Source organism: Bacillus cereus group sp. BfR-BA-01453 (assembly GCF_022662915.1).
In the GTDB taxonomy this organism is placed as follows: Bacteria; Bacillota; Bacilli; order Bacillales; family Bacillaceae_G; genus Bacillus_A; species Bacillus_A paranthracis.
Map to the genome: position 1 here is coordinate 118,333 of NZ_JAKUEN010000004.1, position 25,783 is coordinate 144,115.

Here is a 25,783-nt window from a genome sequence, read left to right on the forward strand (position 1 = left end):
CAATCTGTAACTGCAATTATTACAAGTTGGTCGTATTCAATCCACAAATAAAATCATTATGAATGGAGAGGTTACAGCTTTTCCTAAACAAGAAAGCTATCGCCTTTAGGCATCGGAGTGTCACTAAAGATCGCAATGTTCTTGGTGCTAAAGTGTCTGAAGTATAGGTAGTTTATTCGGTTTTTTTGTTGGGATTTTTAGCGGATTATTCTTTAATTATTAGATAGAGAGATAAAATAAAAATACACCTAACTAATAGGTGTATTTTTAGACTTGAAAACCACATAACATCGAATGGTTTTCTTATAAACATATAAGAACAGTAATCTAAATAGTTTTTAATTTTGGTGACTTATACACCTGTACCATGTTAAGAATTAGCAGGAGCGCCGCCAGTATTGCCATGAGATTCAACTTTCGGAGCAGGGAAATGTGTATGCCCTTCTTGTTTAGGAGCTCCACCAGTGTCGCCGATGTTTAATGCAGGAGCGCCGCCAGTATGGCCCTCAGAAAAAGAAGGAGCTGGTGGAGACGGGAAGTGAGCGTGTCCAGCTTGATTTGTGAAACCTGCATTTAATCCAAATGCAGCAATACCTGTAAATGCAATACCTACAGCGATTTTACCAATTGTTTTTTTCATTTCTTTAACCCTCTTTCATTTGATTTTTTTGCTACTGTACTATTAAAAAAGTATAAACTTGCTTTCTCATGTTGTTGTTTGTTATAAAACGCAAGAGCTAGTTTTTCAAGATATTCAGAAACGTAACTATATAAGGATTCTCTATTGAAGTATTCAATTCCTTTTAAAACAATCGGTTCAATTTGATCTAATTCATTTTGGTTCGTGAAAACTTCTAGTATAGCAAAGTGATGTTTATACTCTTCGTTACCAAGTTCAGAAATAAGTTGTTTCCCTATTTCAATGTAGTGGTTTGCTTTGTTTATAAGTCCTAATTTTTCATGTTCTTGTGCAAGTAAGAATATGGCTTTGTAGTGAGATGGGATTTTTTCGACGACTTGCGTCAAGTGACGGATTGCTTCTTCAGATAGATTTTGACTTGCGTATAATAGTCCTAAATTACCACGCACAAAAAGTTGTAATGATTCCTCATTTAATTTTTGAAGAATATCTAACGCTTTGTTATAGCTTTCCTCAGCTTGTTCAAAATGTCCTACATCTACATAAGAAGCACCAAGTACACTTAAACAGGAAGAAATATTTCTTTCACATCCGTGTTGCGATTCGAAAATTTCTAATGCTTTAGAAGCATTTACAATCGCAAAACTTGGTTGTTGTTGATGATAATGATAAGTTGCAAATCGGTAATAGAAATCAGCATGTTCAATTTGACTGTGTCCGGATAAAAGTGTTTGTGCTTTTAAGAAATATTCGTCTGCTTCCTGATATTTATTGATAGCTGTTAAGTGAATCGCTTTATAATAATGATATAGATAAGATAAATGTTTATCTTCTGGTTTTTCTTGGTCTTCTATGATTTGAAAACTATCTTTCGTGATTGATAGTCCATCTGTCAGAGCTGTATGTCGGAACTGGAGTAATGCGTAATATAAGTGATAAAGTGGAAATGTTTCTGTTTCTTTCAAAAGCATTTCTTTATGTTCTTTTTTAGCTTCTTGAAACTGAATTTGTGCTTCCTTAACGTTTTGCGTTAAGATTGCATGGTACCAAGCTTCTAAATGTTTTGTTGTATATGTATGCCCCTTTAATGAAATGTTCATATTAGCCCCCTTGTATATTTTTTTATATAATTGTAACTATAATGGTAACACAATGAAAAGTAATTATATGGAATTTATTATTGATAAAAAATATTCAGAATTATATAGGTCGGTAAAACCTGTCAGTCCATGTGTTTTTATGAAGAAAAGGACACAATTGACTATAGAATCTTAATAAAATGATGCCACATGTACAATGCTAAAATAAAAGTTGAGAAAGTATGCATGAGGTGTGAATAGGGTAAGAAGGTAAAAATCCTAGCTACAATAGCTAGGATTTTTGTGTTAAATAGTCTCACCGTGAGCTTCTTGTTTAGGAGCAGGGAAATCGCCATGCCCTTCAAGCTTCGGAGCAGGAGTATCGCCATGTCCTTCAAGCTTTGGAGCAGGAGTATCAGCATGGCTCTCAAGCTTCGGAGCAGGAGTATCGCCATGTCCTTCAAGCTTCAGGAGTATCAGCATGGCTCTCAAGTTTAGGAGTCGGCGTATCACCAACATTTAAAGCAGGAGCGCCAGTATTACCATGCGCTTCTAACGTAGGAGCAAAGAAGTCAGCGTGACTCTCTTGTTTAGGAGCCATTCCTTCTCCATGAGTATTTGTATAAGAAGGAGCCCAAGTATCCCCTATATTGTATGATGAAATAGGAGGTCTGCCATGATCATAAGCAGGAGCGCCACCGTCGCCTTTATTATAAGAAGGAGCCCAAATGTCGCCATGTGAATCTAATTTCGAGCTTAAATCAGCATGTGTCTCTAGTTTCGGAGCAGCAAAATCAGCATGGCTTTCTAATTTCGGAGAAAAAGTTTCACCGTGCTCAGCTTTTACAACGCCGCCATCCCCAATATTTACACCAAAAAGACCAAAGCTAAACACTGATAACCCTACAACAGCTGTACTAATTTTTCTTTTCAATCTATATCTCTCCTTTTATTGTTTTATTTCATTTTGTCTAAACGTGGTAGATAAAATGAAACGAATCGTAAAAAAATTCCGAATATATTACGATATACGAATAATTCTGTGTAATATTTTGTAAAACCTCCTTAAAATTTGAATTTTATGAAAATAAAATTCGACATGGTTCATTATTCAACTAGTTGAATAAATTTTGATTGAGTTTTTATAAAGGTATTCGATAACCTTAGGACCGAAAGTAGTTCTTAATTTCTTTATACCGTGGTCATAAGGTTATTTTAGCTTTGAATTAAATTAAAGCCCTCTTGCTGTATATTTAAAAAGTACAGTATGCATCATTGCATAAGAAAGAGGGTTGCTATTTCCTACAATCTGTAACTATAATAGTTACAGGTTGGTCGTATCCAATCAAAAATAAAATCATCATGAATGGAGATGTTTCATAATGGGTATGAAAAAATTAATTTTAGCAGGTGCTTTAGGAATCGCAGCATTATCAGGAACGAATTTACCAGGGTTAGAACTAACAAAAGCGAATGCAGCTTCTATAGAATCGAATTTTTCAACATTAGAAGGACGAGTAGTAGAAGTAGATAACGGTGTAATTGTCGTAAAATCTAAGCAATACGAAGAACCTGTTAGTGTATATATAGATTCATTTTCAAATGTGAAAGTAGGAGATGAAGTAAAAGCTACTGGATCTATGATGCGTAATTTTACAGAATATATGGTTGCAACTGCAATTGAAAATACAACAAACAAGTTAGGCATGCACATGAAAGAAGATGGCTCACCTGATTATGTAATTGGTGAAGTATCAAAAGTAGGAACGATGGAAGATGAGGGAGACGGTGCTACTAAATATGTCGTAGTGGAGTATCCATCGCTAAACGGGAAGAAAGTGATTATTGATGTTTTCTTAACAAAGGGACAAGTATTTCATACGGGTGAGAAAGTGAAAATTGATATGAAGTATGTGGGATGGGGGGGTATTTCTATTAACTGGAACACAGTTGATCATATCGAAAAAGTGTATGAAGTAAAAAACAACGTTGAAAATAGTGATGATGTTTGGATTTGGTCTTAATTAGATGCCTGTAAATAATAAATGTACCATGCAGTACCCATCAAGTAATCATTTGATGGGTACTTTTTTATTTATTCTGCTATTGAGACAAATGAAGCAATTCACGGTTCATATTCATTTTTTAGCATCAATTGTATGTGAAATCAAAACGTTATGTGTAGTACATAATAAATACAGTTGTTATCCTTTTTTAATTACATGTGGATATAGGATAAAGTTGATTTATCATCCTATATTAAAATAAAAATAAACCACTGTTCGATTTGAATATTCCACGATATAATGGTGAGAGTTTATGACAGAATAAATATTTACATAAGAAGTGAGGTACTGTATGAAAAAAAGAACGACAGACATTATTTTTATTATTATTGGTGCATTTCTTTTTGCGTTAGGTGTCAATTTGTTTGTTATCCCGAACGAGTTTGGTGAGGGTGGAGTAACAGGTATCACGATTATTACGTACTATTTATTTGAATGGTCACCGGGCTTAGTTAACTTAATTTTAAATGCCATTTTGTTAATAGTCGGTTATAAATTTTTAAATAAGATCACAACAATTTATACGATTATCGCTGTAGTTACGAACTCGCTATTCCTTCATTTAACAGAAGGATGGACGATTGCTTCCGATGAAATGCTCGTAAATGCCATTTTCGGTGGAATATTTATCGGGTGCGGGATTGGTCTTATTATTCGTGTTGGTGGAACGACAGCAGGTACTACCATCTTAGCGAGGATGACACATAAGTACTTAGGTTGGAGCATTAGCTACGGTCTACTGTTCTTTGATTTAATCGTTGCGTTTTCATCTTATTTCATCATTGGTGCAGAAAAGTTGATGCTGACAATTATTATGTTATATGTAGGAACGAAAGTAATGGAATTTGTAATTGAAGGTTTAAATCCGAAAAAGGCCATTACGATTATTTCCGATAAGCCGGATGAAATTGCCGGGAAGGTGACTAGCTTAATGGGTAGAGGAGTTACTGTGTACTCAGGTCATGGCTATTACACGAAAACGCCGAAGGACATTCTTTACGTTGTTATTAATAAACAAGAAGTAGTCAAGCTAAAGCGGATTGTTCAAACTACAGATCCAGCTGCGTTCATTGCTATACACGATGTTCGTGACGTATTTGGAGAAGGATTTGTTGATATTTCGAAGGCTTAAAAATTGTTTTTCATTAAAATAATCTTAATACTAAAACGTGAGAATCTATTTTGAATCATCTTTTTTCAAAATAGATTCTTTTTTAATTAAACGCCATTCACTTTCAGTTCAACCTTTGACGTTCTAAAGAAAAAGGCCGATAAAGCGCTCCAGCCTGTTTTTTAATTTTGAAATGTGAGAGTTGAATTACAATGGATTATATGTGATTTTTTAACCTACTCCCCATGAGTTTTGCCATTTGTTTTGCATCTGGATTTCCTTCATCGTATAATTTCTCAATAATGTTAAGATAATCCGTCTCATTTCGATTTTGACTTAATTTATATGCAGCCTGGATGTCTCCCACCTTAACCTTAAATCCAACTATACCTTTCAGTTCATTTTCTAACAGAGTAGGGGAAAGTTTATTCCATAATACTGGATTTTCACGATGCTCCTCATATTTTTTCAACATTTTTGTTAATTCATCTACTAATTCCTCTTTATCTAAAATACTCGCTTTACCATATATATGGACGGCTTGATAATTCCATGTTGGCACTTCTTCATTTTCATACCAAGAAGAAGAGATGTAAGAGTGAGGTCCCTGAAATATTACAAGGACATCTTCACAAGTTTCAAATGTTCTCCACTGGGGGTTCCCATAAGCCATATGTCCAGTAATAAAATAATCATCACCTTTTTTAGTTAATCCAAAGGGCAAATGAGTTGCGATTGGTTTTTCTTTTTCTGTTGTGACAATTGTTCCAAAAGAGTTTTTTTGAACAAAATCCCAAATTTCATCAACATTTGTGACTTTAAAATACTTTGGAATATACATAATAGCCCACCTCTCAAAAAAGTTATATGAGTGTTTTGATCATGATAAGGTCAACTTGTTCGTCATCGCCCATATAAAAGGAGTGAGAGCCAGCTTGTACAAAACCTAATTTTTTATAAAAAGCAATAGCATTTTCATTTTTCTCCCATACGCCTAACCAAATGTTCTTTTTATTATTTGCTATTGCAATTTCAATAGCGTTATTTAGTAGATACTTACCAAGACCATGTTTTTGAAAGGAGCCCTTTATATAAATTCTCTCCACTTCAAGTGATTCATTGCCCATTTCTTCAGACTGAGCATCATCAATATTGACCTTTAAATATCCAGCAATTTCATCGTTAAAGTAGACAAAAAAGAATTGAGAAGAGATATTGGATAGTTCTTTTTCTAATTGCTTTAAGTTAAATGCCTTTTCCAAATAATGATGCATATTTTCGGGTGAATTTTGATGTTTAAAAGTTTCATTAAATGTTTCATAACTAATTTCTTGAAGTTTGTGTATATCTTTAAGGGTGCACTTTTCTATATGTGTAGTCATATTAATAGTTCGCTCCTTTATATAATCAATAATCTCTCTTATTTCCCTTTTTTACAAATTCCCAATCTTTTTCTATATTTTGTCTTACTCTTTGAAGAAGATTAGAAATAGTTTCCGCTTCTGTTTCGGAAAATCCCTCTAATGCAACAGTATTGGAATAATCATTTTCTCTTTTAATAAAAGGATAGACATTTTTCCCTTTTTCTGTTGGGAAAAGTTTTTTGATTTTCTTGTTAGATTCATCTTCTTTCTTTTCGATAAATCCATTGATTTCAAGCTTTTGGATAGCACGGGCTGCGGTTGTACGATCTACTTTTATCATCTCGGATAGCTTTTCTTGAATGATTCCTGGGTTTTCACATATTCGAACAAGGTACAAATACTGACCTTTTGTAAGCTCATATTCTTTAAATTCTATATTACTAATAGAATCTAATGCCCTTGCAATCATGCCAATCTCACGAAGAATTTCTTTCATAATGAACTCCTTATCTTTTATTTTTATTGCAAATGCAACAATTTGAAGTTACATTTAATATAAAATATTTTTGTTGTAAATGCAATAAAAATGACAATGAAGAGGTTGATTAAAATGAAGTATGTTTTTTATGTATTAGGAATTTTAATATTAACCCTTGGTATTTCTTTCACAATACAATCAGATTTTGGTACTTCACCTTTTGATGCACTTTTAGTAGGACTTTCTTTAAATGTAGGGCTTACTGTGGGAAGTTGGGAAATAATAATAGCTTTATTATTAATATGTTGTAATTCAATATTAAAAAGACAAAGACCAGAGGTACTAGGGTTGTTAACAGCATTCATAACGGGCATTGGTATTGATGTGTGGCTATTTTTATTACGTAATTTAATTACATCAGAAATATGGTACAGTAAAATGATTTATTTTGGAATTGGCTTAGTTATTACAGGATTAGGAACTGCGATATATTTACAAACAAATTTTGCTCCCATTCCAATTGACCGATTAACTTTAATCATACAAGAATTAACGAGAACGAATATCTTTATATCAAGAACATTTATTTACCTTATGTTCTTGATAATGGCAACGATTTTACATGGACCAATTGGTATTGGAACTATATTAACCGTTTGTTTAGGTGGGCTATTACTGAATTTCTTTATGCCACTTACTAAAAAAGTATTGGATCACTTATTCGTACACCAGAGTACATCACCAAGTTATAAGAAAAATAAAGCAGCTGACCACAATGATAACAAGAGTATCTTCTAAGGAATCCTTTTCTTTTTCTTGCAAAAAAACCAATTGTTTCTTAATGTAGTGATGTAGAAGGATGAACAAGAGAGGGTTTAATGAAGATGATACATATTTTATTAGCTGATGACGATAAACATATTAGAGAGTTGTTACATTACCATTTACAAAAAGAGGGGTTTAAAGTTTTTGAGGCAGAAGATGGAAAGGTAGCGCAAGACGTATTAGAGAAGGAAAATATTCATCTTGCGATCGTAGACATTATGATGCCGTTCGTTGATGGCTATACGTTATGTGAAGAAATACGTAAGTATCATGATATTCCGGTTATTTTATTAACGGCGAAAGATCAGTTAGTCGATAAAGAAAAAGGCTTTATCTCTGGTACAGATGATTATATTGTGAAACCATTTGAGCCAGCTGAAGTTATTTTCCGTATGAAAGCTTTATTGCGCCGTTATCAAATGCTGAGCGCTGACATAATTACACTCCATGGAACAACAATTGATCGTAAAGGTGTTGAAGTAAAGTGTAACGGGCAGACGATTTTGCTTCCATTAAAGGAATTTGAATTATTATCACAATTAGCTAGTTATCCTGGGAGAACATTTTCAAGAGAAGAGTTAATTGAGCTAGTATGGGGAATGGATTTTGAAGGGGATGAACGAACGGTTGACGTTCATGTGAAAAGGCTCCGAGATCGTTTCTCAAAACGAACGGATGATTTTCAAATTACAACAGTGCGCGGACTCGGTTATAAGTTGGAGCTGAAATAAGATGAAATCACTATATTCTAGATTTGTATTTATGACAGTCGGTATTATGCTACTTAGTAGTATTATCGGCTTTTTATTGACGAACGTATATTATCAAGTGAAGTTAAAACCGTATAACAGCGAAAAGATTTTAAAGTATGCTGAGGAAGTTAAATCGTTATATGAAAAGCAAAGTGAAGAAAATCAAGAGGCGTATTTACATTCTATTGCGAAGTTAGGATATGAGATTTATATTGTCGATGATCAAAAGAATGGAAAGCGTATTGGTAATGCGTTTCGTAAGACGTCTATTAGTGATGATACCGTTCATAAAGTACTGCAAGGGGAAACGTTTAATGGCGTTTCTACATATCCGACTCGCCTCTTTATTACCGGTTTTTTCGATAATGAATTAATAAATAGTGTCGGTGTACCGCTAAAGCACGGTGATAAACAGTACGCGTTATTTATTCGTCCTGACATTCAAAACCAATTTGGCGAGATGCGAATTTTCTTAGCGGTATTACTTGGGTTTATCGTACTATTAAGCATTATCTTTATAGCGATTGCAGCAGGTTACATCGTTCGTCCGATTCGTAAATTTACGAAGGCTACGCAAAAAATTGCGAGTGGTGAATATGAAATCGAATTAGATGTAAAACGAAAAGATGAAATAGGAACGTTATCTACAAGCTTCCAAAAGATGACGAAAAGTATAAAAGAATTAGATGAAATGAGACAAGAATTCGTTTCGAACGTTTCACATGAATTCCAGTCGCCGCTTTCTTCCATACAAGGGTTTTCGAAGACGTTGCAAACAGAAAAGATGAGTGTGGAAGAAAGAAACCATTACTTACAAATTATTGAGGGCGAAAGTAAGCGAATGTCTAGTTTATGTAAACAGTTACTTACGCTCGCTTCATTAGATAAAGAAGAGAAAGTGTTACAAATAAAAGAATTCAATTTGCAGAAGCAAATTAAAGACGTCATTTTTATGCTCGAGTGGAAATGGCGTGAGAAAGATATTGCCGTTGAATTTGATGTGCCGGATATCACTATAAAAGGTGATGAGAACTTACTTCATCAAGTATGGAGTAACATTTTCACGAATAGCATCAAGTTTTCAAATGAGGGTGGGACCATTGAGTTTTTCGTCGAAGAGTTAGAGTCTAGCGTTATCATCTCTATATCCGATAACGGAATCGGAATGGAAAAAGAAGAAATGGATCGTATTTTTGATCGCTTCTACAAAGTAGATACAGCAAGAGCAAGAAATGTAGAAGGCAGCGGTTTAGGATTATCGATTGTGCAGAAGATTGTTGAACTGCATAACGGAACTGTTTCGGTTTATAGCACGAAAGGGGAAGGGACGACTGTTCGGGTGGAGCTTCCAAAATAGAGGGAAGAGGCTGTTTGGGAACGGCCTCTTCTTTTTGTCGTTTTTTGTCGGTAAGTCGATATAATCGGAAAATCGCTGATATAATTTGAGTTACGCCGATATATTGTGAAAATCGCCGATATAATTCGAGTTGCGCTGATATATTTGAAAAATCGCCGATATAAATTTCACGTACCCTAACTCCTATTATAAAGCCGCACCTTTCCCGCGCTCTTCCTTAAACCGAACCCCAAAGGTATCCGCTGTAATTTCATCAGCTTTCGGCAATGCTCGTAATTTCGGATGGAGTAGCCATACGAGAGAAATAAATAAAATCCCGATGCTAGCGAGCGCAAAAATAAGTTGGCTACTAAATACATTTGCAGCATATCCGCCAATTAAAGAACCGAACGGCATAGCGATTGTGCTCATACTTCGCATGACTGAATTGATGCGGCCAATATATTGATTTGGAATTACAATTTGACTAATTGTCGCAAATACTATGTTCGTGGCTCCAATTGGAATCCAAGCTAGACCAAATAAGAGAATAGATAGCCATTGAAACGGTACAACCGTAGAGAGAAACCAAAAGATAGCACCAGTCGCAAAGCTAATAATAGAAGCGCGGCCAACATTACGTTTACCAACCCATGAACTGAATAAAGCACCAATCAGACTACCTGCTGATATAGCAGCTAAGAAGAAGCCATATGATTTCACGCCTCCTAAAGAATCAGCGAAAGAAGGGAGTATCGCCATCGTCATACCGATAGAAAAATTGGCAACAACTGAACCGATTAAGAAGACGCTCATTAATGAACGAAAGACGATTGAAAAGCCTTCTTTTAAATCAGAGAAATATTGTTTAGTTGAAAGTGATGTGCCCGTATCGGTTTGCTGTGGCATTTTCAATGAAAAGAACAAAAGAGCTGTAATCGCAAATGTTAAGGAGTCAACCAAATATAAAGTAATGGCGCCAAATAGTGCTACTAATATGCCGGAAAGCGTCGTGCAAATTAAATCAATGCCTTGATACGCAAATGAGAAGAGTGAGTTTCCTTTTAATAATTGTGTTTTATGCAGTAGAAGTGGTAAAGCTTTTGATTGTGCGGGATAGGCAAATTGTTCGATAAAAGCTACGATTGGCATAATGATGAGTAGTAATTGGACGGTTAGTAGGTCGAAGTAGTGTGTAATAGGAATGATTAATATAAGAATGCATTGCAGTACTTGTGTGATGACGAGAGTGTTTTTAATTGGCCATCTATCAACGAATGGGCCGGTAAGAAATTGTAATGCAGAAGGTAGTAACGTAAGGAAACCAGCCAATCCAGAATAAAAAGGATTACCACTTAGCTTATATACGAGCCACATTGCTGCTACGTAGTATAAGCTATCTCCTATGTTAGTAAAAATTCTTCCTAAAAATAATAAGAGGAAATTCCGGTTTTTCAATATGTCCACTTTATCTACTCCTTTATAAGAAATTTATTCGGTAAAATAAATTTGACCGTTTATGTAAAAAAAATCGTATTACGATTTTTCTTCTTTTTTAATAAATTGCTGCATTGTTCTCTCAGCGATTTGAAGTGCAGTAGTAGAAATATAATAAGGTTTGCTATTCGGATCTTTATCTGCACCTTTTGTGATTTCGTTTAATTCAGCCATTAATTCATAAAACTTTTTCACCCACACTTGAAATTGTTCTGGCGTAGCATCAAATTCCCAGCAGGATGAAACGTAATTCCACTTAGCTGGATCTTCACTTGCATTTTGTAATGTAAAAGCTTCTTCTGGTGCAGCGAGAATTTGGCTTTTCGTTCTTTCTATCATTTGTAAAAAGATTTGGCGACCTGATTCGCTTAATATTTCTAAATGAGGTAATAGATCTGCGGCAGGGGTGAAGCCTTTAGCGACAGATTGATAAAACTTTTGAACAATCCCATTCTTTTCTTCTGTATAAACGATCTCTATAAGCCCATTCTTTTCTAATTCTTTTAAATGATAATGAATTTTCGCCCTTGAAATGCCGAATTTCTCAGATAGTAATTGTCCAGTATAAGGACGTTCGCATAGACGTATCATCATTTCGGCACGTAATGGATCGCTTAATGCTTTTAGTTGGCTATAAGTAGTTAGTGTTAATACGGGCTTCAACATGATCAACTCCTTGAATTAAATTACTCGGTCAATATTATTTGACTGAATTGTATCAAGGATTCTATTTATTTTCAATACTTTCTGAAAATTAAATCTTACTCTCTGTAATCTTCTGTTCATATTCCGTTCATATTTCTTTTTTATGATAAGTGCATAGAAAGAAAGAGGAAGGAGCGAGCGAAATGTTTTTAGCTCTGCGTGAATTGAAACAATCAAAATTAAGATACGGATTAATCGGACTGATTATGGTGTTATTATCATTTTTAGTTCTTGTTATTTCAGGATTAGCAAATGGACTATCATATGATAATGCTTCATCGATTCAAAATATGGAGGCAAATAAGTTCGTTTTAGCAGATGATGCGGAAAATAAATTACTTCGTTCACAAATTAAGAAAGACGATGTAGATAACGTAGTAAATCAAGTAGGCGAGAAAGAAGCCGTTCCGTTTCGTGTGAAAGTTTCAACATATGAAAAGAAAGATAGTTCGAAAAAGGTTGATATCGCTATTTTCTCAAGTGAACGGGATTCATTTTTAGAACCGAAAATTGTAAAAGGGGAGAAATTAGGTACAGCAAATAACGAAATGGTTGCTGACGAATCAATTAAAGAAAAAGGAATCGATATTGGGGATACAATTATCGATCCTGTTTCAAAGAAAGAATTTAAAATCGTCGGATTTACGAAAGATCAAATGTTTAGCCATACACCAGTCGTTTATGTAAATGAAGACGTATGGGGCGCTATTTCGCAACCAAATCAAAAAGATTATAGTGCAATTGCACTTAACACAGATAAAGAGATTAAAAATGCACACGTAATTGACAAAAAAGAAGTATTGCAAAGCATTCCAGGATTTAAAGAAGAGCAAGGAACATTAACGATGATTATTGCATTCTTACTAGTTATCGCTGCGTTACTAATCGGTGTATTCTTCTACGTTATTACACTGCAAAAAACACAGCAATTAGGTGTATTAAAAGCAATCGGTACGAAGAATTCGTATTTAGCAAATAGCTTAGTCGTGCAGGCGTTATTCTTATCAGTCGTTGCGATGGTAATCAGTATCGTTCTTGTACAAGGATTAGAACAAATTTTACCAGCAGGTATGCCGTTCTTATTAACAACACCGATGATTGCACAATATGCAGCAATCTTTATCTTAATTAGTATTTTAGGAACACTTATTTCGTTATACCAAGTATTAAAAGTTGATGCGCTAGAGGCAATTGGAGGCGGGATGTAATGACTTCATTATTAAAATTAGACAAAGTAAGTAAAGTGTACGGAGAAGGGAATACGGAAGTAACAGCCCTTCATCCGATATCACTTGATGTGAAAGCTGGAGAATTTATCGGAATCGTCGGTCCTTCTGGATCAGGAAAAAGTACGTTATTATCAATCGCGGGTGCACTATTATCACCGTCAAAAGGGGATATTTATATTCGTGAGCAAAATATTACACAGTTATCAGAAAAGGAAATGACAGATATTCGTTTGAAAAAAATCGGTTTCATCTTCCAGTTTGCAAACCTTGTTCCATATTTAAATGTGAAGGAACAGTTACTTTACATTGCTAAGCTGAAAAAAGAAAGCAAACAAGAATCAGAAAAGCGTGCGGATCATTTATTAGCGGCATTTGGATTAGGAGAAAGAAAAAATCATTATCCAAATCAACTATCTGGTGGGGAAAAACAAAGGGTAGCAATTGCTCGTGCGTTCATGAACAACCCAGATTTAATATTAGCGGATGAGCCAACGGCAAGTTTAGACTCAAAACGCGCACGTGAAGTTGTTGAAATGATGAAACGTGAAGTGAAGGAGAGCCAAAAAGCAGCAATTATGATTACACATGATGAAAGAATGCTTGATGTATGTGATCGTATATTGACGCTTCGAGATGGACAATTAATATAAAGAAAAAGGCCAACCGTACATGCGGTTGGCCTTTGTATAATTATTTCTAATAAGTATAATGGCTTTATTTTGAGAATAATGTTTTAATTTTATTTCGAGTTACTAATAAAATTCCGCCTAATACAGATAACATACCTAAAGCCATATTATTTGATTGCTCACTACCAGCGTTAGGGAGTTCTCTAGCATTATTGTTTGCATTTGTAGTACCAGTCTTTGTTTCTGTTTGTTTCGATTGAGATACTTCGTTGATCTTGTTATCTATATTTTGCTTCGTTGTATGTATCTCAGCTAATTTGTCATCAATTTTTTTCTCAGTATGTTTAAAGTCATTGATTTTAATATCTAAGTCTTGTTTTTTCTTTGATAAATCGTCTGAAACAGTTTGTTTCGCTTGTTTCATTTCGTTAATTTTATTGATTAAATCTTGTCTAGCTTCTTGTAATGCAGCTAGTTTGTTTTTCACATCTTGTTTCGCTAGTTCTAAGTTAGCGGAAAGGCTATCTAAATTACCTTTAATTTTCTTAAGTTCCTCTAACGTGTTACCAGTATTCGGTTTGTTTTCTTTTAGCTCAGCAAGTTTGTCTTCAGCAGTTTGTTTCGCTTTCTTTAACTCAGCTAACTTTTCATCGACTTGTTTTTTAACTTCCTTAAGTTCATTAACCTTTTGATCGATGTTTTCTTTATGTTGTTTCATTTCATTCACTTTTTCATCGACAGTTTGTTTATGTTCTTTAATCTCATTAACCTTATTATCGATATTTTGCTTATGTTCTTTCACTTCAGCAACTTTATCTTCTACTTGTTTTTTATGCTCTTTTATTTCAGCGATTTTATCTTCGGCGATTTGCTTGTCTTGCTGAAGTTTTGCATCGAACTCTTCTTTACGTTGCTTCATTTCGTTAATTTTTTCATCGGCAACTTGTTTACGCTCGTGTAGTTCATTCACTTTCGTATCAACATTTTCCTTAACTTTGTTAAGTTCATTCAATGTTTGATCCACGTTTTCTTTGTGTTGCTGCAATTTCGCATCTAACTCTTGTTTATGTTGCTTAATTTCAGCTAATCGATCTCCCGTACTTTGCTGAGGAGTAGCATCAGTTACTTCCGCATGAGCAGAGTTTGCGCCAGCAATCATTGCTAAAGCTAGTGTAGACGCAGCGATTGTTTGTTTTGTTTTCATATTTTTGTACCTCTTTTCTTTCATATGCATGAACTGTTTTGTGTAAAAATGAGCATATAGAAGTAGATTATCTTATCATTATATACTATGTTAGGCGCTTAGAGGAAGGATTTGCATAATAATCTATCATTATGTAATTCTTATAGTCTCTTATTTTGGAGTAGGGGATAAATCTTTAGCTAGATGAACAATTTCTTCAATAGTAAAGCTTACATCTTTACTATTGCGAATAACAAACAAATAATCAGCCTCGTTTTCTACAGGATCTACGACATCTTCGTGAAGTGATTCAGCTTGTTGTCGATCAAGTACTTCTTTGAAACTAGCATATCCACCTCTAAAAATATTCGTATTTCGCGTGCTTCGAGCCACTCTTTCGTAAAGTACATCATCTGGAATGTCAAAATGAACGAGTATGCGTACATATTCATTTTGTGGAAATAATTCGTTTAGTAAATATAACCTTCCGTTTTTACTGCGATTGGAGTTACTAATAATAAGGTGTAAATTTGTATGTCCTTTCGCATAATCAACAATGAATTTAGAAAGACCGTGCTTAAATGTATTAGGGCCTTCAGCCGGCTGTAATTTTTCGTAATGCGTGTTAATAAATTCAGCTTGGTTATCTTGATCCATAACGAAAGAGTGGGGTAACTCTTTTTCTAAAGCTTTTGCGAATGTAGTTTTACCGCTGTGTGTTTTTCCTACCGTAATAATGACGAATCGTTTCATATTGGCCTCCATGTGTGTTGTTATAGTCTGGAATATTCAATGTAGATTGAATATTTTCCTGCCAGAGAATATACAAAGTGCCGAAGTGATAGTAGGCTGGAAACTTGACAAAAAAACTTATTTATGCTATAATTTACCAATATAAAAATAAAGTGTATAATAGGGTTCTCCTGGCCGGGGGGACCCTATTTTTTTGTGAAAATGAAGGAGAGTGTATGTGCGTGAAACAAGGTGAAGCAAGTGTAACGTCGTTAGTATCAGCTTTCGGAAGGGCGTATCACAGTGAATTTGATCGTCCTAAAATCTTTGATGATTATGTAGCTAAAGATTTTATTTCAAAAAAAGAACGTAACGAAATTGAAATGAACATGGTTCAAGGAATACATTTTTTCAATACAGACATTGCAAAGCAGTTTCAAGATAATCCGAAAGAAATATTAAAATGGATTACGCAAGTTCAATTATCACCAACACCTTTAGCACGTGCGGCATATTGTGAAAGAGTATTACTACATGAGATTACGCTGGGAGTGAAACAATACGTTATACTCGGTGCGGGATTAGATACGTTCAGTTTTAGACACCGAGAATTAGAGAGTAATATAGAAATATTTGAAGTGGATCATCCTTCTACACAAGGGTTTAAGAAGGAGAGAATAAAAGAAGCAGAACTTGAAGTTTCAAATAATCTTCATTTTATTTCGATGGATTTCACGAAAGGATTTTCCTATGAGCAGTTACAGAATGAAGGATTTGAAAATAAAAAGACGTTCTTTAGTCTATTAGGTGTAACGTACTATTTAACGAAAGAGGAGCTTTCTAGTTTAATAGAATACTTATTCGAAATGGTTCCAGAGGGGAGCTCTATCGTATTCGATTATCCGGATGAAAATTTATTTACGGAAAAAGGATTGTCCAATCGAGTGGAAAATATGGTGAAAATGGCTGCAGTAGGCGGAGAACCGATGAAATCATGTTTTTCTTATGCCGAAATGGAAGCACTGTTAGAGAAGATGGGCTTACTCATTTATGAACATTTATCGCCAGAGGATATTCATACATTATATTTTGAAGGACGAAACGATTATTTAGAAGCTTTTGAGACGGTGCATTATGTGCATGCGGTGAAGAAGTAGGAATTAGTAGGCATGGGGAGGAATCTCTGTGTCTTTTTTTGTGGGACAACAAGGGGGAAATATTAACTAGGAAGGGAAATTCGATAATGTAAAGAATATGAAGTATGAATGTAATAAATTAAGTAGCAATGATAAAGGAGAGCGTAATGTACACAATTGGACAAGTTGCTAAATTTTTAGATGTATCTAGAGATACTTTAAAGTTTTATGAGGAAAAAGATTTGGTCAAGCCGAAGCAAGATATTGAGAATGGGTATAGAAAATATAATCATTTTGATATATATGATATAACAACAGTCAATTTCTATAGGGAAATGGATATCGAAATAAAAAAAATTCAGGAATTAAGAAAAAGTAAGAGCATAGAGGAAATAAAATCACTGTTGGAAGAGAAAGAACAAGAAGTTTTAGAGGAGATAGAATATAAAAAACTCCTTTTAAAAAAGCTTCAAATTGTAAAAGAAGATTGCGGAAAAATAGAGCAATTCCTAGGGAAATATGTAGTAAAAGAAATGGAGCCATTAGAAGTAAATGGAGAAATAGAGCATTTTACTGCGTATGATGAGTATGAATTTTTGAAAAAAAATACGGATCGTTTAAAAAAAGCAGTTACTTTAACATCTTTACGAAGAGTTATAAGTTTTAATGAGGAAGGTATTATAGAAGATAAATTTATAGTTGTAAGAAAAGTAGAGGAATTTGACATAGAGTTAGAAGGGGAAATTTTATCGCATCCAAAATGTATGTATACAGTTATTGAGGATGGAAGGTGGTCAACTGGTGGGAAGAGTATTGATCATATCGTGGAATCGAGTTTAAGAAAAGCAGCAATAGAACAAGGATATGAGCTTTTGGGGCTAGTGTATATAAATATATTACTTACCACGTATGAAGATGAACTTGAGCGTATATTTTTAGAAATTTATGCACCTGTAAAATAATGCAGACATGTATTGACCTGTTAGTAACCCCCAGGTTTAAGCTGAAAGTATCTGTAAATATAAATACTATTATGTTTACGAAATACTTAGTTTGAAATGGGGATTGTGCATGAATAGAGAAAAGAAATTAAAAAAGCCAGTAGCTAGTTTTATCGTACTAACCAATATCATTTTTCTGCCACTTTTTTTGCTTGTAGGAGCTATAAGTATGCTAGGATTCCCAGCATGGGTTTTTGATGTAATGTTTTGTATATCGTCTTGGTCCTCAACTTTTGCTTTTGCCGTGTTATTTAAAAAAATCTATCCCGGTCAGAGCTTTATACAATTTGTAAAAGACAAGTTCAAGAACAAACTTAAAGTTTCTGTCCTTCTTATTATGAGTGCGATTCAAACTTTTATATTTCTAATGATTTTGTTTGTCGTGTCTAAAAATAGTGAAGTAGACTCTATTTTTACTGTCTCTTCATGGGGAATGCTAATCTATTTTTTTGTTAAAAACTTTCTTGCGGGGCCATTGGGAGAAGAACTAGGATGGAGAGGCTTTGCACAAATTGAACTTCAAAAGAAGTATTCACCATTAAAAGCTTCGCTAATTATTGGTTTTTGGTGGGGAATGTGGCACCTACCTATTTGGTTTACTACAGGATTTGTTGGCATGGACCTAATTAAATATATTCTATTTTTTATGATCTCTATCATATCTATAAAAATCGTCATGACTGCATTTTACAACTTGAATCAGAATTTAATTATTCCAATCATTATCCATCAATTCTTTAATTTTTTTATTGGTATTATAAACGGAAATTTAATAAATCTAATCATGTATAACGCGATATTTTATTTAGTGGTAGCAGTTGTAATGATTGTTATAAATCCAAAGAGAGTTTTGTATGAGCGGAAGACATGAATAGTAGAAATGGAAAGTATTATAGGGCATAGTGATGTGTCTATAAAAGAAAAGGAAATTAAATTTAGTGATGGTAGGTATATATATCTTTGGCATTACTATCTAAAGCTCTGTCAATCCAATTATAGAAATCATTTTTTTGAAAACAAAAGAGAAAATAGAAGATGTTTAAATGAGATGTATATACGTTCCATATGTTTATATTTGCTGCTCAATAAACTATCATCTCACAAAAGTTTGTACCACATATTCACTTTTATTTACAAAAAATACTATTAATTATTTTCGGATAATTGTTATAATATAATTAAATTGATAGAAAAGTTTTTTCTAGTTTATGTATTTGAAGAATTCTCATGCGAAAAGAGCCAGTTCTCAAGTAGAGAACTGGCTCTTTGTTGAAGAAAAATAGAGTTAGATGTACATAATGGGATAGCAGAATTCCACAAAAGAATCTGTATGTATCCACAACAGTAGTTATATATGACGGAATTTTGAACTTATAAAAAGATTAAGAGGCGATAGAAAATGAAAAGATATATTAGTATAAAAGGCATTGGCACATATCTTCCAAAACGAAAAGTAGATTCTCTTGAAATAGATCGTATGTTAGACGTACCAGAAGGCTGGACATTAAAAAAAGCTGGAGTAAAAACACGATACTTTGTTGATGGGGAAACGTCTTCTTATATGGGGGCTGAGGCTGCAAAAAAAGCTGTAGAAGATGCGAAGTTAACATGGGATGATATCGATTGTATTATTTGCGGAAGCGGAACGATTCAACAGGCGATTCCTTCTACTGCATCACTTATTCAAGAACAGCTCGGGCTACAGCATTCTGGTATTCCATGTTTTGATATCAATTCAACATGTCTAAGTTTCATAACAGCACTTGATACAATTTCATACGCAATTGAATGCGGGAGATACAAAAATGTTGTTATTATTTCTTCTGAAATTTCTTCTGTTGGATTAAATTGGGGACAAAATGAAAGCAGTATTTTATTCGGTGACGGTGCGGCAGCTGTTGTCATAACAAAAGGCGATCATTCATCTTCTATTATTGCTTCTCATATGGAAACATATAGCTCTGGTGCGCATTTATCAGAAATTCGTGGCGGTGGAACGATGATTCATCCTAGGGAGTATAGTGAGGAACGAAAAGAAGACTTCTTGTTCGATATGAATGGAAGAGCCATTTTTAAACTATCTTCTAAGTATTTAATGAAGTTTATCGACAAGCTCCTTATGGATACTGGTTATTCTCTAGCCGATATTGATTTAATTGTTCCTCACCAAGCAAGTGGACCAGCTATGAGACTCATTCGTAAAAAATTAGGGGTAGATGAAGAACGCTTTATGACTATTTTTGAAGACTACGGCAATATGATTTCCGCATCTATTCCAGTCGCTCTTTTCGAAGCGATTAAGCAAAAGAAAGTGCAACGTGGAAATAAAATATTATTATTAGGTACTTCTGCGGGACTTTCTATCGGGGGCATCCTTCTTGAATACTAAGAAAACAGTATTACTTACAGGAGCACGTGCACCAGCAACTTTGCATTTATGCAGACTGTTTCATAACGCTGGACATACCGTTATTATTGCAGATAGTATTCCTTATCCGTTAAGTAAAGTTTCAAAGAGTACGGATTACTTTTATGAAATCCCATCTCCAAAGTGGAAAACAAATGAAAGTATTCGTGCGCTACTATCCATTATTCAACGTCACAATGTAGATTTGCTTATTCCTACTTGTGAAGAAGTATTTTATATATCTAAATATAAAGAGGAATTAAGTGCATTTTGTCATGTATTAGTAGATGATTTTCAAAAACTTTCATTACTGCATAATAAGTGGGAATTTATTCAGTTCGTAGAAAATTTAGGGTGGCAAGTACCTGCAACATATAGAATAAATAATGAAGAAGCGATAAGGTCAATGATGCACAAAACACCAGCTCATACTCCTTTTGTATTAAAGCCGATTTACTCCCGGTTTTCTGATAAAGTGGAATTTATGACAAAAGAGGCTGCTCTAAAAGAAAGCATGATACGTAAGCCAAATTATATTATGCAAGAGTTTATACAAGGAACGCAGCATTGTTCCTACAGTATTGCACAATCTGGGGAAGTGTTGGCTCACTCTACGTATAAAACGGAATTCACGGCAGGCTTAGGTGCTACCATTGCGTTTCAGCATATGAATCATCCTAAAATTGATCAGTTTGTTACGCATATTGTAAAAGAGTTAAATTTCTCAGGACAAATTGCCTTTGATTTTATCGTTACAGAGAATGGAGATGCGATTCCAATTGAATGTAATCCACGTAGTACAAGTGGATTACATTTATTCGATGAGGAAATATTGCCCGCGTTTTTTAATGAAAAAGTAAACAATTCATTCGTTCCAAAACAAAATTCGGAGTGTGCAATTCGGTTAGCGATGCTTCTATATGGATTTCCTTATTTAAAAAGTAAAGAAAAACGTAAACGATGGTTAAAAGTTCTATGCTCTTATCCAGATATCGTTTATCGTCACAATGATTGGAAACCATTTTTTTATCAGTTTTTTAGCATGTATAAATTATGGCGTGAAAGTTATAAACATGAACGGACTATTTTAGAGCAAACAACATATGACATATCGTGGGATGGTGAAGATTTATGAAAATGCTAGTAACTGGTGGAACGGGCTTTCTAGGACAAAAACTCGCCTTTCGACTGAAAAATATGGGCTATGAAGTAACGGCAACGGGAAGAAATAAAACAATCGGTAAGGTATTAGAACAAAATGGGATCGAGTTTGTTCATTGTCCTCTTGAAGACAGGGAGCGTGTGGTACAAGTTTGTAAAGATAAAGATTATATTTTTCATAGTGGCGCACTTTCTTCCCCTTGGGGCAAATATGAAGATTTTTATAATGCGAATGTGTTAGGAACGAAACATATTATCGAGGGAAGTCAAAAGTATGGTATAAAACGCCTTATCCACGTATCAACGCCAAGTATTTATTTTTATTATGATGAGCGACAAAATGTAGTAGAAAATGCGAAACTTCCTGATACGTTTGTAAATCATTATGCAACAACGAAGTACATAGCTGAACAAGCGATTGATCAAGCTTTCGTACATGGTTTACCAGTTATCACAATACGCCCGCGTGCTTTATTCGGACCAGGGGATAACGCAATTCTTCCGCGTCTTATTAAAGTATGTGAAAAAGGGGCTTTACCGAGAATTGGTACAGAAAATGTTCTTGTTGATATTACGTATGTTGAGAATGTTGTAGATGCTTTACTTCTTTGTATGCATTCCCCAAAACATACATTAGGGCAAAAGTACAATATAACAAATGATGAACGTATCAATTTATATGAGGTCATAGAAAATGTAATGAAGCGCCTTGATAAGGAAGTACGATATAAAAAAATTTCCTACAAAACTGCTTTTACACTAGCGGCTATATTAGAAGGAGTCTCAAAAACTATTTTATTCGGAAAAGAACCTATTCTTACAAAGTATACTGTTAGCGTCCTTTCAAAAAGCCAGACGTTAAGTATTGATAAAGCTAAAGAAGAACTAGGATATGCTCCAAAGGTCAGTATAGAAGAAGGAATTACAAAATTTGTAGACTGGTGGAAAATACAATGAAAATCAAATCTTTAAAGCTATATGATACAGGATATTGTACACATCCAGAAAAAATCGCATACTCCAAGGGCAGTTGGAAACAAATCTGTTTTCCAGCAACAGTAGGATTACTCCAGCATCCAGAATTAGGATATATTTTATTTGATACTGGATATGCAGGACACTTTAAAGAAGCGACAAAAAAATTCCCTTACTCTGTATATGCAAAACTGACGCCTGTTCATTTTACGGAAGAGCAATCTATTAAACAGCAACTTCTTCTTGATGGTATTCAGCCAGAAGAAATTAAATATATTATTCTTTCTCATTTTCATGGCGATCATACAGCGGGTTTACCCGATTTTCCAAAAGCGAAAATATTAACCTTCGCAAAAGCTTATGAGGATATTAAAAAGAGAAGTAAATTTGGTGCTCTATTAAAAGGGTGCCTAAAAGATACATTGCCAGTGGATTTAGAGCAGAGGATGACATTCATTGATCGAACTCCATCTCTTAACTTACCTTCTACATATGGAAAGTTTGAAGAGGGCTATGATGTATTTGATGATGGCTCATTATTTGCTGTTGACTTAACAGGACATGCAACTGGTCAATTTGGTATATTCGTCCATTTACAGAGTAATAAAATTGTTTTTCTTTGCGCAGACGCAGTGTGGCTAAGTAAAACGTATCAAAACCTTGTATTTCCTAGTAAGATTGCCAACCTTTTAACGAGCGACCCAAAGTCTTACCGGAAGAATATTGAGAAGTTACACCATTTATCACAAACATCATCTGAGATTGAAATTGTACCAACGCATTGTGAACATACATGGGATAAAATTAAAGCAGAGGTGTACTATGAATAAACTACGGATTCTCAAGCAATACTTGAAAACAAAATATGGCTTGAGATTTTCAAATCGCAAACAATTGGAACAGTTTCATAAACAACAAATAGAAAAACAACTTTTGTTCACGATAGAGGCGTCGCCTTTTTATCGCCAGTTATATAAGCCGTTTTTACATGAAATTCAAAAGGGAAATTTGTGTGCACTCCCCATTATTGATAAAGAAGTAATGATGGAACATTTTGATACATTAAATACAGTCCATATTTCAAAGGAAGAAGCGTTTCATATAGCATTTGAAGCAGAGAAGACCCGGAATTTCTCACCAACCATTCGTAATATAACTGTCGGTTTATCATCAGGCACTAGTGGAAATCGTGGGGTTTTTCTCGTTTCCGAGGAAGAACAAACGTTGTGGGCTGGCTCGATTATTGGAAAGGTGCTTCCTTCTAGCATTCTACATAAACACACGATTGCTTTTTTCTTACGTGCAAATAGCAACTTATACGAAGCGACAAAAAATAAGCGAATCTCATTTCATTTTTTTGATTTACTAGATTCGTTTCAACAGCATATCACGCGATTAAATGAAGTAAAGCCATCTATTTTAATTGCACCTCCGTCTATGTTACGGAAAATTGCTTACTGGCAGCAAGAAGGACTGATTACAATTTGTCCTAAGAAAATTATCTCTGTAGCAGAAGTGCTTGAAGATATTGATAGAGACTTTATTTCTGCAACTTTCAAGCAGACAGTACACCAAGTTTACCAATGTACAGAAGGTTTTCTTGCTACCACCTGCAAGCATGGGACATTACACATGAATGAAGACCTCGTTCATATTGAAAAAGAATACTTAGATCAAGAGAAAGGGATATTTGTTCCCATAATTACTGATTTCATGAGGAAAACACAGCCTATTATACGCTATCGTCTCAATGACATATTAATTGAGAAAAAAACGCCGTGCAGCTGTGGCTCACCTTTCTTAGCATTAGAACGTATTGATGGTCGATGTGACGATATATTTATTGGAATAAGTGAAGTGGATCATAGCGAAATATTTATTTTTCCAGATTTCATTAGAAGAGCAATTTTGTTTGCATCTAGTGACATTCAAGAATTTAAAGTAATACAACATAGCGTAGACAAAATTGAAATTAAACTTAAAGCACTACCTGAAAATCTCGAATTATGTCAATCAAAGGTAATGCAAGAATTACATACACTATGGTCTACTAAAAAGTGTGCGATACCACATTTTTTCTTTTCACATTACGATATTCAAGTATATGATAAAAAATTAAAAAGAATAGAAAGTTTTGTAAGGCGTGGTGAACATAAATGATTCAGTTACATGATGTTCATTCCTTGCATAGCATTGATTGGGAATCCAAAAAAGATGGAGCGTATGTACGAGATAGTTTCTTGCCTTTTTTTCAAAAGGGCGTTACAGCATTTATTGAAAATGTTAACACGCAGCTCTTTCTATTAGAAGTTGATGATCTCATCTTGCCAGTCACTCTTAATAACGCAGAGTTCGAAAATTCATATGTATGTTCTCCTTATACACATTACATATCTTATGCGTTAGAAGAGCTATGGGAGTTGAAAAAACCATGGCTAGAGAAGCTATTAACCTATCCGATTCATCTTATGGGAAATTGGTTAAGACGTACGAATATTAATAAAGTCATTGTCGTAAATAATTGGATGCTTTCAACAAATCTGTATCACTCTATCAACGAACAACAAATCGAACAAATAACGAAATTATTAGTTGAGAAATTTCCAGAGCATACTATTCTATTTCGCTCTTTAAATAACAAATTATATCCCGCAACGACAGAAGCATTATCTACAGTCGGTTACAATAAAATTATGTCTCGTTCTATATACTTATTTGATCCGAAACAGTATAAAAAAATGAATCGAAAAAAACGAAAAGACTTACTAAATGATAAAAGTTTATTAGAGAAAAGCAATTATGAAATCATTACGAATGAAGAATTAACAAAAGAAGATATTTTACAAATTTCCCATTTATACAACCAACTATATATAGAAAAATATTCTGCCCATAACCCAATGTTTACACCCGCTTATTTATGGAATGCTCTTCAGCATCGTTTATTTGAGATAAAGGCCATAAAAAAAGGGAATACAATTGATGGTGTCATTGCTTATTTTATTAGGGATGGAGTTATGACAACGCCGATCCTTGGTTATCATACAAACACTGACCAGCAACAAGGTTTATACCGTATACTGTCCCTCCTTATTACAATGGATTCTATTGAAAAAGATTTAATTTGTCATTGTAGTGCTGGGGCTGGAGAGTTCAAACGAAATCGTGGTGCAACACAGCAAATTGAATACAGTTATGTATATAACGCTCATTTACCACCTAGCCAACAAAAGGTATGGAAAGTATTAATGTGGATATTAAATACATATATAGAACCGATGGCAAAAAAACATCGCTTTTAAGCAAAAAAGGATAAGATTCGTAAATTGTAGGAGTTATAAGTGTTTCATCTTGTTCTGTTAGTTGATTGAACAAAATGTTTTTTTAGTAGGCTACATAAAATAATCAATCTTTTTCATAAAAACTTAGGGAGGCCAGAAGAACTCCAAACATTTTACTCAAAATGTTTGGGGTTCT

24 protein-coding genes and 2 pseudogenes are annotated in these 25,783 nt (G+C 34.3%); 16 read left to right on the top strand and 10 right to left on the bottom strand.

Annotated features, from left to right (window positions below):
* Nucleotides 1–370: 370 nt before the first annotated feature.
* The 3 genes and pseudogenes from MR070_RS10775 to MR070_RS10785 all read right to left on the bottom strand — a co-directional run bounded on the left by MR070_RS10775 (nucleotide 371) and on the right by MR070_RS10785 (nucleotide 2,653).
* Nucleotides 371–640, bottom strand: coding sequence for a hypothetical protein (locus MR070_RS10775; RefSeq protein ID WP_097851059.1), 270 nt, complete (start codon nucleotides 638–640; stop codon nucleotides 371–373).
* Nucleotides 637–1,740: a tetratricopeptide repeat protein gene (locus tag MR070_RS10780; RefSeq protein WP_070806504.1), complete on the bottom strand. Its 1,104-nt coding sequence runs from the start codon at nucleotides 1,738–1,740 to the stop codon at nucleotides 637–639. Before MR070_RS10780 ends, MR070_RS10775 begins: the two co-directional genes overlap by 4 nt.
* Nucleotides 1,741–2,025: 285 nt before the next feature.
* Nucleotides 2,026–2,653, bottom strand: a pseudogene (locus MR070_RS10785) (hypothetical protein).
* Between the two features lie 448 nt (nucleotides 2,654–3,101).
* Here MR070_RS10785 and MR070_RS10790 point away from each other — a divergent pair.
* Nucleotides 3,102–3,743, top strand: a complete 642-nt coding sequence (locus MR070_RS10790; RefSeq protein ID WP_242261234.1) for a hypothetical protein — start codon at nucleotides 3,102–3,104, stop codon at nucleotides 3,741–3,743.
* A 334-nt stretch (nucleotides 3,744–4,077) separates the two neighbouring features.
* On the top strand, nucleotides 4,078–4,917 hold the full coding sequence (locus tag MR070_RS10795; protein ID WP_000747495.1) for a YitT family protein: 840 nt from the start codon (nucleotides 4,078–4,080) through the stop codon (nucleotides 4,915–4,917).
* Nucleotides 4,918–5,113: 196 nt separating this feature from the next.
* Here the strand turns inward: MR070_RS10795 and MR070_RS10800 are convergent, their stop codons facing one another.
* Genes MR070_RS10800 through MR070_RS10810 form a run of 3 tightly spaced genes read right to left on the bottom strand, consistent with a single transcriptional unit; the run spans nucleotide 5,114 to nucleotide 6,756 of the window.
* Complete coding sequence (locus MR070_RS10800; RefSeq protein ID WP_242261236.1) at nucleotides 5,114–5,737, bottom strand: FMN-binding negative transcriptional regulator; 624 nt, start codon at nucleotides 5,735–5,737, stop codon at nucleotides 5,114–5,116.
* A gap of 22 nt (nucleotides 5,738–5,759) precedes the next feature.
* A complete protein-coding gene (paiA, locus tag MR070_RS10805) occupies nucleotides 5,760–6,278 on the bottom strand; it encodes a spermidine/spermine N(1)-acetyltransferase (RefSeq protein ID WP_242261237.1) in 519 nt (172 codons plus the stop codon).
* Nucleotides 6,279–6,303: 25 nt separating this feature from the next.
* The gene (locus MR070_RS10810) at nucleotides 6,304–6,756 is read right to left on the bottom strand and encodes a MarR family winged helix-turn-helix transcriptional regulator (protein WP_242261238.1); all 453 of its coding nucleotides are present in this window, start codon (nucleotides 6,754–6,756) and stop codon (nucleotides 6,304–6,306) included.
* 114 nt (nucleotides 6,757–6,870) lie between these two features.
* Here MR070_RS10810 and MR070_RS10815 point away from each other — a divergent pair, with 114 nt between their 5' ends.
* The 3 genes from MR070_RS10815 to MR070_RS10825 all read left to right on the top strand — a co-directional run bounded on the left by MR070_RS10815 (nucleotide 6,871) and on the right by MR070_RS10825 (nucleotide 9,672).
* On the top strand, nucleotides 6,871–7,536 hold the full coding sequence (locus MR070_RS10815) for a YczE/YyaS/YitT family protein (protein WP_138321616.1): 666 nt from the start codon (nucleotides 6,871–6,873) through the stop codon (nucleotides 7,534–7,536).
* A gap of 80 nt (nucleotides 7,537–7,616) precedes the next feature.
* Nucleotides 7,617–8,294: a response regulator transcription factor gene (locus MR070_RS10820; protein WP_000781961.1), complete on the top strand. Its 678-nt coding sequence runs from the start codon at nucleotides 7,617–7,619 to the stop codon at nucleotides 8,292–8,294.
* Nucleotide 8,295: 1 nt separating this feature from the next.
* Nucleotides 8,296–9,672, top strand: a complete 1,377-nt coding sequence (locus MR070_RS10825; RefSeq protein ID WP_242261239.1) for a sensor histidine kinase — start codon at nucleotides 8,296–8,298, stop codon at nucleotides 9,670–9,672.
* 186 nt (nucleotides 9,673–9,858) lie between these two features.
* On the opposite strand, the gene MR070_RS10830 is transcribed toward MR070_RS10825, so the two are convergent.
* Entirely contained in the window at nucleotides 9,859–11,118 is a 1,260-nt protein-coding gene (locus tag MR070_RS10830; RefSeq protein WP_242261240.1) for an MFS transporter, read from the bottom strand.
* A gap of 69 nt (nucleotides 11,119–11,187) precedes the next feature.
* Entirely contained in the window at nucleotides 11,188–11,811 is a 624-nt protein-coding gene (locus tag MR070_RS10835) for an ArsR/SmtB family transcription factor (protein WP_014895296.1), read from the bottom strand.
* 185 nt (nucleotides 11,812–11,996) lie between these two features.
* Between MR070_RS10835 and MR070_RS10840 the strand changes: the two genes are divergently transcribed.
* Together MR070_RS10840 and MR070_RS10845 are read left to right on the top strand one after the other, a co-directional pair.
* The gene (locus MR070_RS10840; protein WP_242261241.1) at nucleotides 11,997–13,061 is read left to right on the top strand and encodes an ABC transporter permease; all 1,065 of its coding nucleotides are present in this window, start codon (nucleotides 11,997–11,999) and stop codon (nucleotides 13,059–13,061) included.
* Nucleotides 13,061–13,732, top strand: a complete 672-nt coding sequence (locus MR070_RS10845; protein WP_000202597.1) for an ABC transporter ATP-binding protein — start codon at nucleotides 13,061–13,063, stop codon at nucleotides 13,730–13,732. The genes MR070_RS10840 and MR070_RS10845 overlap by 1 nt, the downstream gene beginning before the upstream one ends.
* A 64-nt stretch (nucleotides 13,733–13,796) precedes the next feature.
* On the opposite strand, the gene MR070_RS10850 is transcribed toward MR070_RS10845, so the two are convergent.
* Nucleotides 13,797–14,915, bottom strand: a complete 1,119-nt coding sequence (locus tag MR070_RS10850; RefSeq protein WP_242261243.1) for an LPXTG cell wall anchor domain-containing protein — start codon at nucleotides 14,913–14,915, stop codon at nucleotides 13,797–13,799.
* 150 nt (nucleotides 14,916–15,065) lie between these two features.
* Nucleotides 15,066–15,647 (bottom strand): ATP-binding protein, encoded by a 582-nt coding sequence (locus tag MR070_RS10855; protein WP_000819856.1) that lies wholly within the window; start codon nucleotides 15,645–15,647, stop codon nucleotides 15,066–15,068.
* 221 nt (nucleotides 15,648–15,868) lie between these two features.
* Here MR070_RS10855 and MR070_RS10860 point away from each other — a divergent pair, with 221 nt between their 5' ends.
* From MR070_RS10860 to MR070_RS10900, 9 genes and pseudogenes are all read left to right on the top strand, one after another.
* Nucleotides 15,869–16,783 carry a class I SAM-dependent methyltransferase gene (locus MR070_RS10860; RefSeq protein ID WP_242261244.1) on the top strand — a complete coding sequence of 305 codons (915 nt, stop codon included), beginning with the start codon at nucleotides 15,869–15,871 and terminating at the stop codon, nucleotides 16,781–16,783.
* Between the two features lie 146 nt (nucleotides 16,784–16,929).
* Nucleotides 16,930–17,724 (top strand): MerR family transcriptional regulator, encoded by a 795-nt coding sequence (locus tag MR070_RS10865; RefSeq protein WP_242261245.1) that lies wholly within the window; start codon nucleotides 16,930–16,932, stop codon nucleotides 17,722–17,724.
* A 109-nt stretch (nucleotides 17,725–17,833) separates the two neighbouring features.
* Nucleotides 17,834–18,666 (top strand): annotated as a pseudogene (locus tag MR070_RS10870) (lysostaphin resistance A-like protein).
* 496 nt (nucleotides 18,667–19,162) lie between these two features.
* A complete protein-coding gene (locus tag MR070_RS10875) occupies nucleotides 19,163–20,152 on the top strand; it encodes a beta-ketoacyl-ACP synthase III (RefSeq protein ID WP_242261247.1) in 990 nt (329 codons plus the stop codon).
* Nucleotides 20,142–21,305: an ATP-grasp domain-containing protein gene (locus MR070_RS10880; protein ID WP_242261249.1), complete on the top strand. Its 1,164-nt coding sequence runs from the start codon at nucleotides 20,142–20,144 to the stop codon at nucleotides 21,303–21,305. The genes MR070_RS10875 and MR070_RS10880 overlap by 11 nt, the downstream gene beginning before the upstream one ends.
* Complete coding sequence (locus tag MR070_RS10885; RefSeq protein ID WP_000783223.1) at nucleotides 21,302–22,288, top strand: NAD-dependent epimerase/dehydratase family protein; 987 nt, start codon at nucleotides 21,302–21,304, stop codon at nucleotides 22,286–22,288. The genes MR070_RS10880 and MR070_RS10885 overlap by 4 nt, the downstream gene beginning before the upstream one ends.
* On the top strand, nucleotides 22,285–23,136 hold the full coding sequence (locus tag MR070_RS10890) for an MBL fold metallo-hydrolase (RefSeq protein WP_000695247.1): 852 nt from the start codon (nucleotides 22,285–22,287) through the stop codon (nucleotides 23,134–23,136). The genes MR070_RS10885 and MR070_RS10890 overlap by 4 nt, the downstream gene beginning before the upstream one ends.
* Nucleotides 23,129–24,466 (top strand): F390 synthetase-related protein, encoded by a 1,338-nt coding sequence (locus MR070_RS10895; RefSeq protein ID WP_242261250.1) that lies wholly within the window; start codon nucleotides 23,129–23,131, stop codon nucleotides 24,464–24,466. Before MR070_RS10890 ends, MR070_RS10895 begins: the two co-directional genes overlap by 8 nt.
* On the top strand, nucleotides 24,463–25,608 hold the full coding sequence (locus MR070_RS10900; RefSeq protein ID WP_242261251.1) for a hypothetical protein: 1,146 nt from the start codon (nucleotides 24,463–24,465) through the stop codon (nucleotides 25,606–25,608). The genes MR070_RS10895 and MR070_RS10900 overlap by 4 nt, the downstream gene beginning before the upstream one ends.
* The last annotated feature ends 175 nt before the right edge of the window (nucleotides 25,609–25,783 follow it).

What these genes read in the sequence shown, in the direction of transcription:
- MR070_RS10780 (WP_070806504.1), bottom strand. Translation starts at nt 1,740, where the DNA reads ATGAACATTTCATTAAAGGGGCATACATATACAACAAAACATTTAGAA.
- MR070_RS10850 (WP_242261243.1), bottom strand. Translation starts at nt 14,915, where the DNA reads ATGAAAACAAAACAAACAATCGCTGCGTCTACACTAGCTTTAGCAATG.
- MR070_RS10790 (WP_242261234.1), top strand. Translation starts at nt 3,102, where the DNA reads ATGGGTATGAAAAAATTAATTTTAGCAGGTGCTTTAGGAATCGCAGCA.
- MR070_RS10775 (WP_097851059.1), bottom strand. Translation starts at nt 640, where the DNA reads ATGAAAAAAACAATTGGTAAAATCGCTGTAGGTATTGCATTTACAGGT.
- MR070_RS10820 (WP_000781961.1), top strand. Translation starts at nt 7,617, where the DNA reads ATGAAGATGATACATATTTTATTAGCTGATGACGATAAACATATTAGA.
- MR070_RS10810 (WP_242261238.1), bottom strand. Translation starts at nt 6,756, where the DNA reads ATGAAAGAAATTCTTCGTGAGATTGGCATGATTGCAAGGGCATTAGAT.
- MR070_RS10900 (WP_242261251.1), top strand. Translation starts at nt 24,463, where the DNA reads ATGATTCAGTTACATGATGTTCATTCCTTGCATAGCATTGATTGGGAA.
- MR070_RS10895 (WP_242261250.1), top strand. Translation starts at nt 23,129, where the DNA reads ATGAATAAACTACGGATTCTCAAGCAATACTTGAAAACAAAATATGGC.
- MR070_RS10845 (WP_000202597.1), top strand. Translation starts at nt 13,061, where the DNA reads ATGACTTCATTATTAAAATTAGACAAAGTAAGTAAAGTGTACGGAGAA.
- MR070_RS10855 (WP_000819856.1), bottom strand. Translation starts at nt 15,647, where the DNA reads ATGAAACGATTCGTCATTATTACGGTAGGAAAAACACACAGCGGTAAA.
- MR070_RS10885 (WP_000783223.1), top strand. Translation starts at nt 21,302, where the DNA reads ATGAAAATGCTAGTAACTGGTGGAACGGGCTTTCTAGGACAAAAACTC.
- MR070_RS10840 (WP_242261241.1), top strand. Translation starts at nt 11,997, where the DNA reads ATGTTTTTAGCTCTGCGTGAATTGAAACAATCAAAATTAAGATACGGA.
- MR070_RS10865 (WP_242261245.1), top strand. Translation starts at nt 16,930, where the DNA reads ATGTACACAATTGGACAAGTTGCTAAATTTTTAGATGTATCTAGAGAT.
- MR070_RS10875 (WP_242261247.1), top strand. Translation starts at nt 19,163, where the DNA reads ATGAAAAGATATATTAGTATAAAAGGCATTGGCACATATCTTCCAAAA.
- paiA (WP_242261237.1), bottom strand. Translation starts at nt 6,278, where the DNA reads ATGACTACACATATAGAAAAGTGCACCCTTAAAGATATACACAAACTT.
- MR070_RS10815 (WP_138321616.1), top strand. Translation starts at nt 6,871, where the DNA reads ATGAAGTATGTTTTTTATGTATTAGGAATTTTAATATTAACCCTTGGT.
- MR070_RS10825 (WP_242261239.1), top strand. Translation starts at nt 8,296, where the DNA reads ATGAAATCACTATATTCTAGATTTGTATTTATGACAGTCGGTATTATG.
- MR070_RS10890 (WP_000695247.1), top strand. Translation starts at nt 22,285, where the DNA reads ATGAAAATCAAATCTTTAAAGCTATATGATACAGGATATTGTACACAT.
- MR070_RS10800 (WP_242261236.1), bottom strand. Translation starts at nt 5,737, where the DNA reads ATGTATATTCCAAAGTATTTTAAAGTCACAAATGTTGATGAAATTTGG.
- MR070_RS10795 (WP_000747495.1), top strand. Translation starts at nt 4,078, where the DNA reads ATGAAAAAAAGAACGACAGACATTATTTTTATTATTATTGGTGCATTT.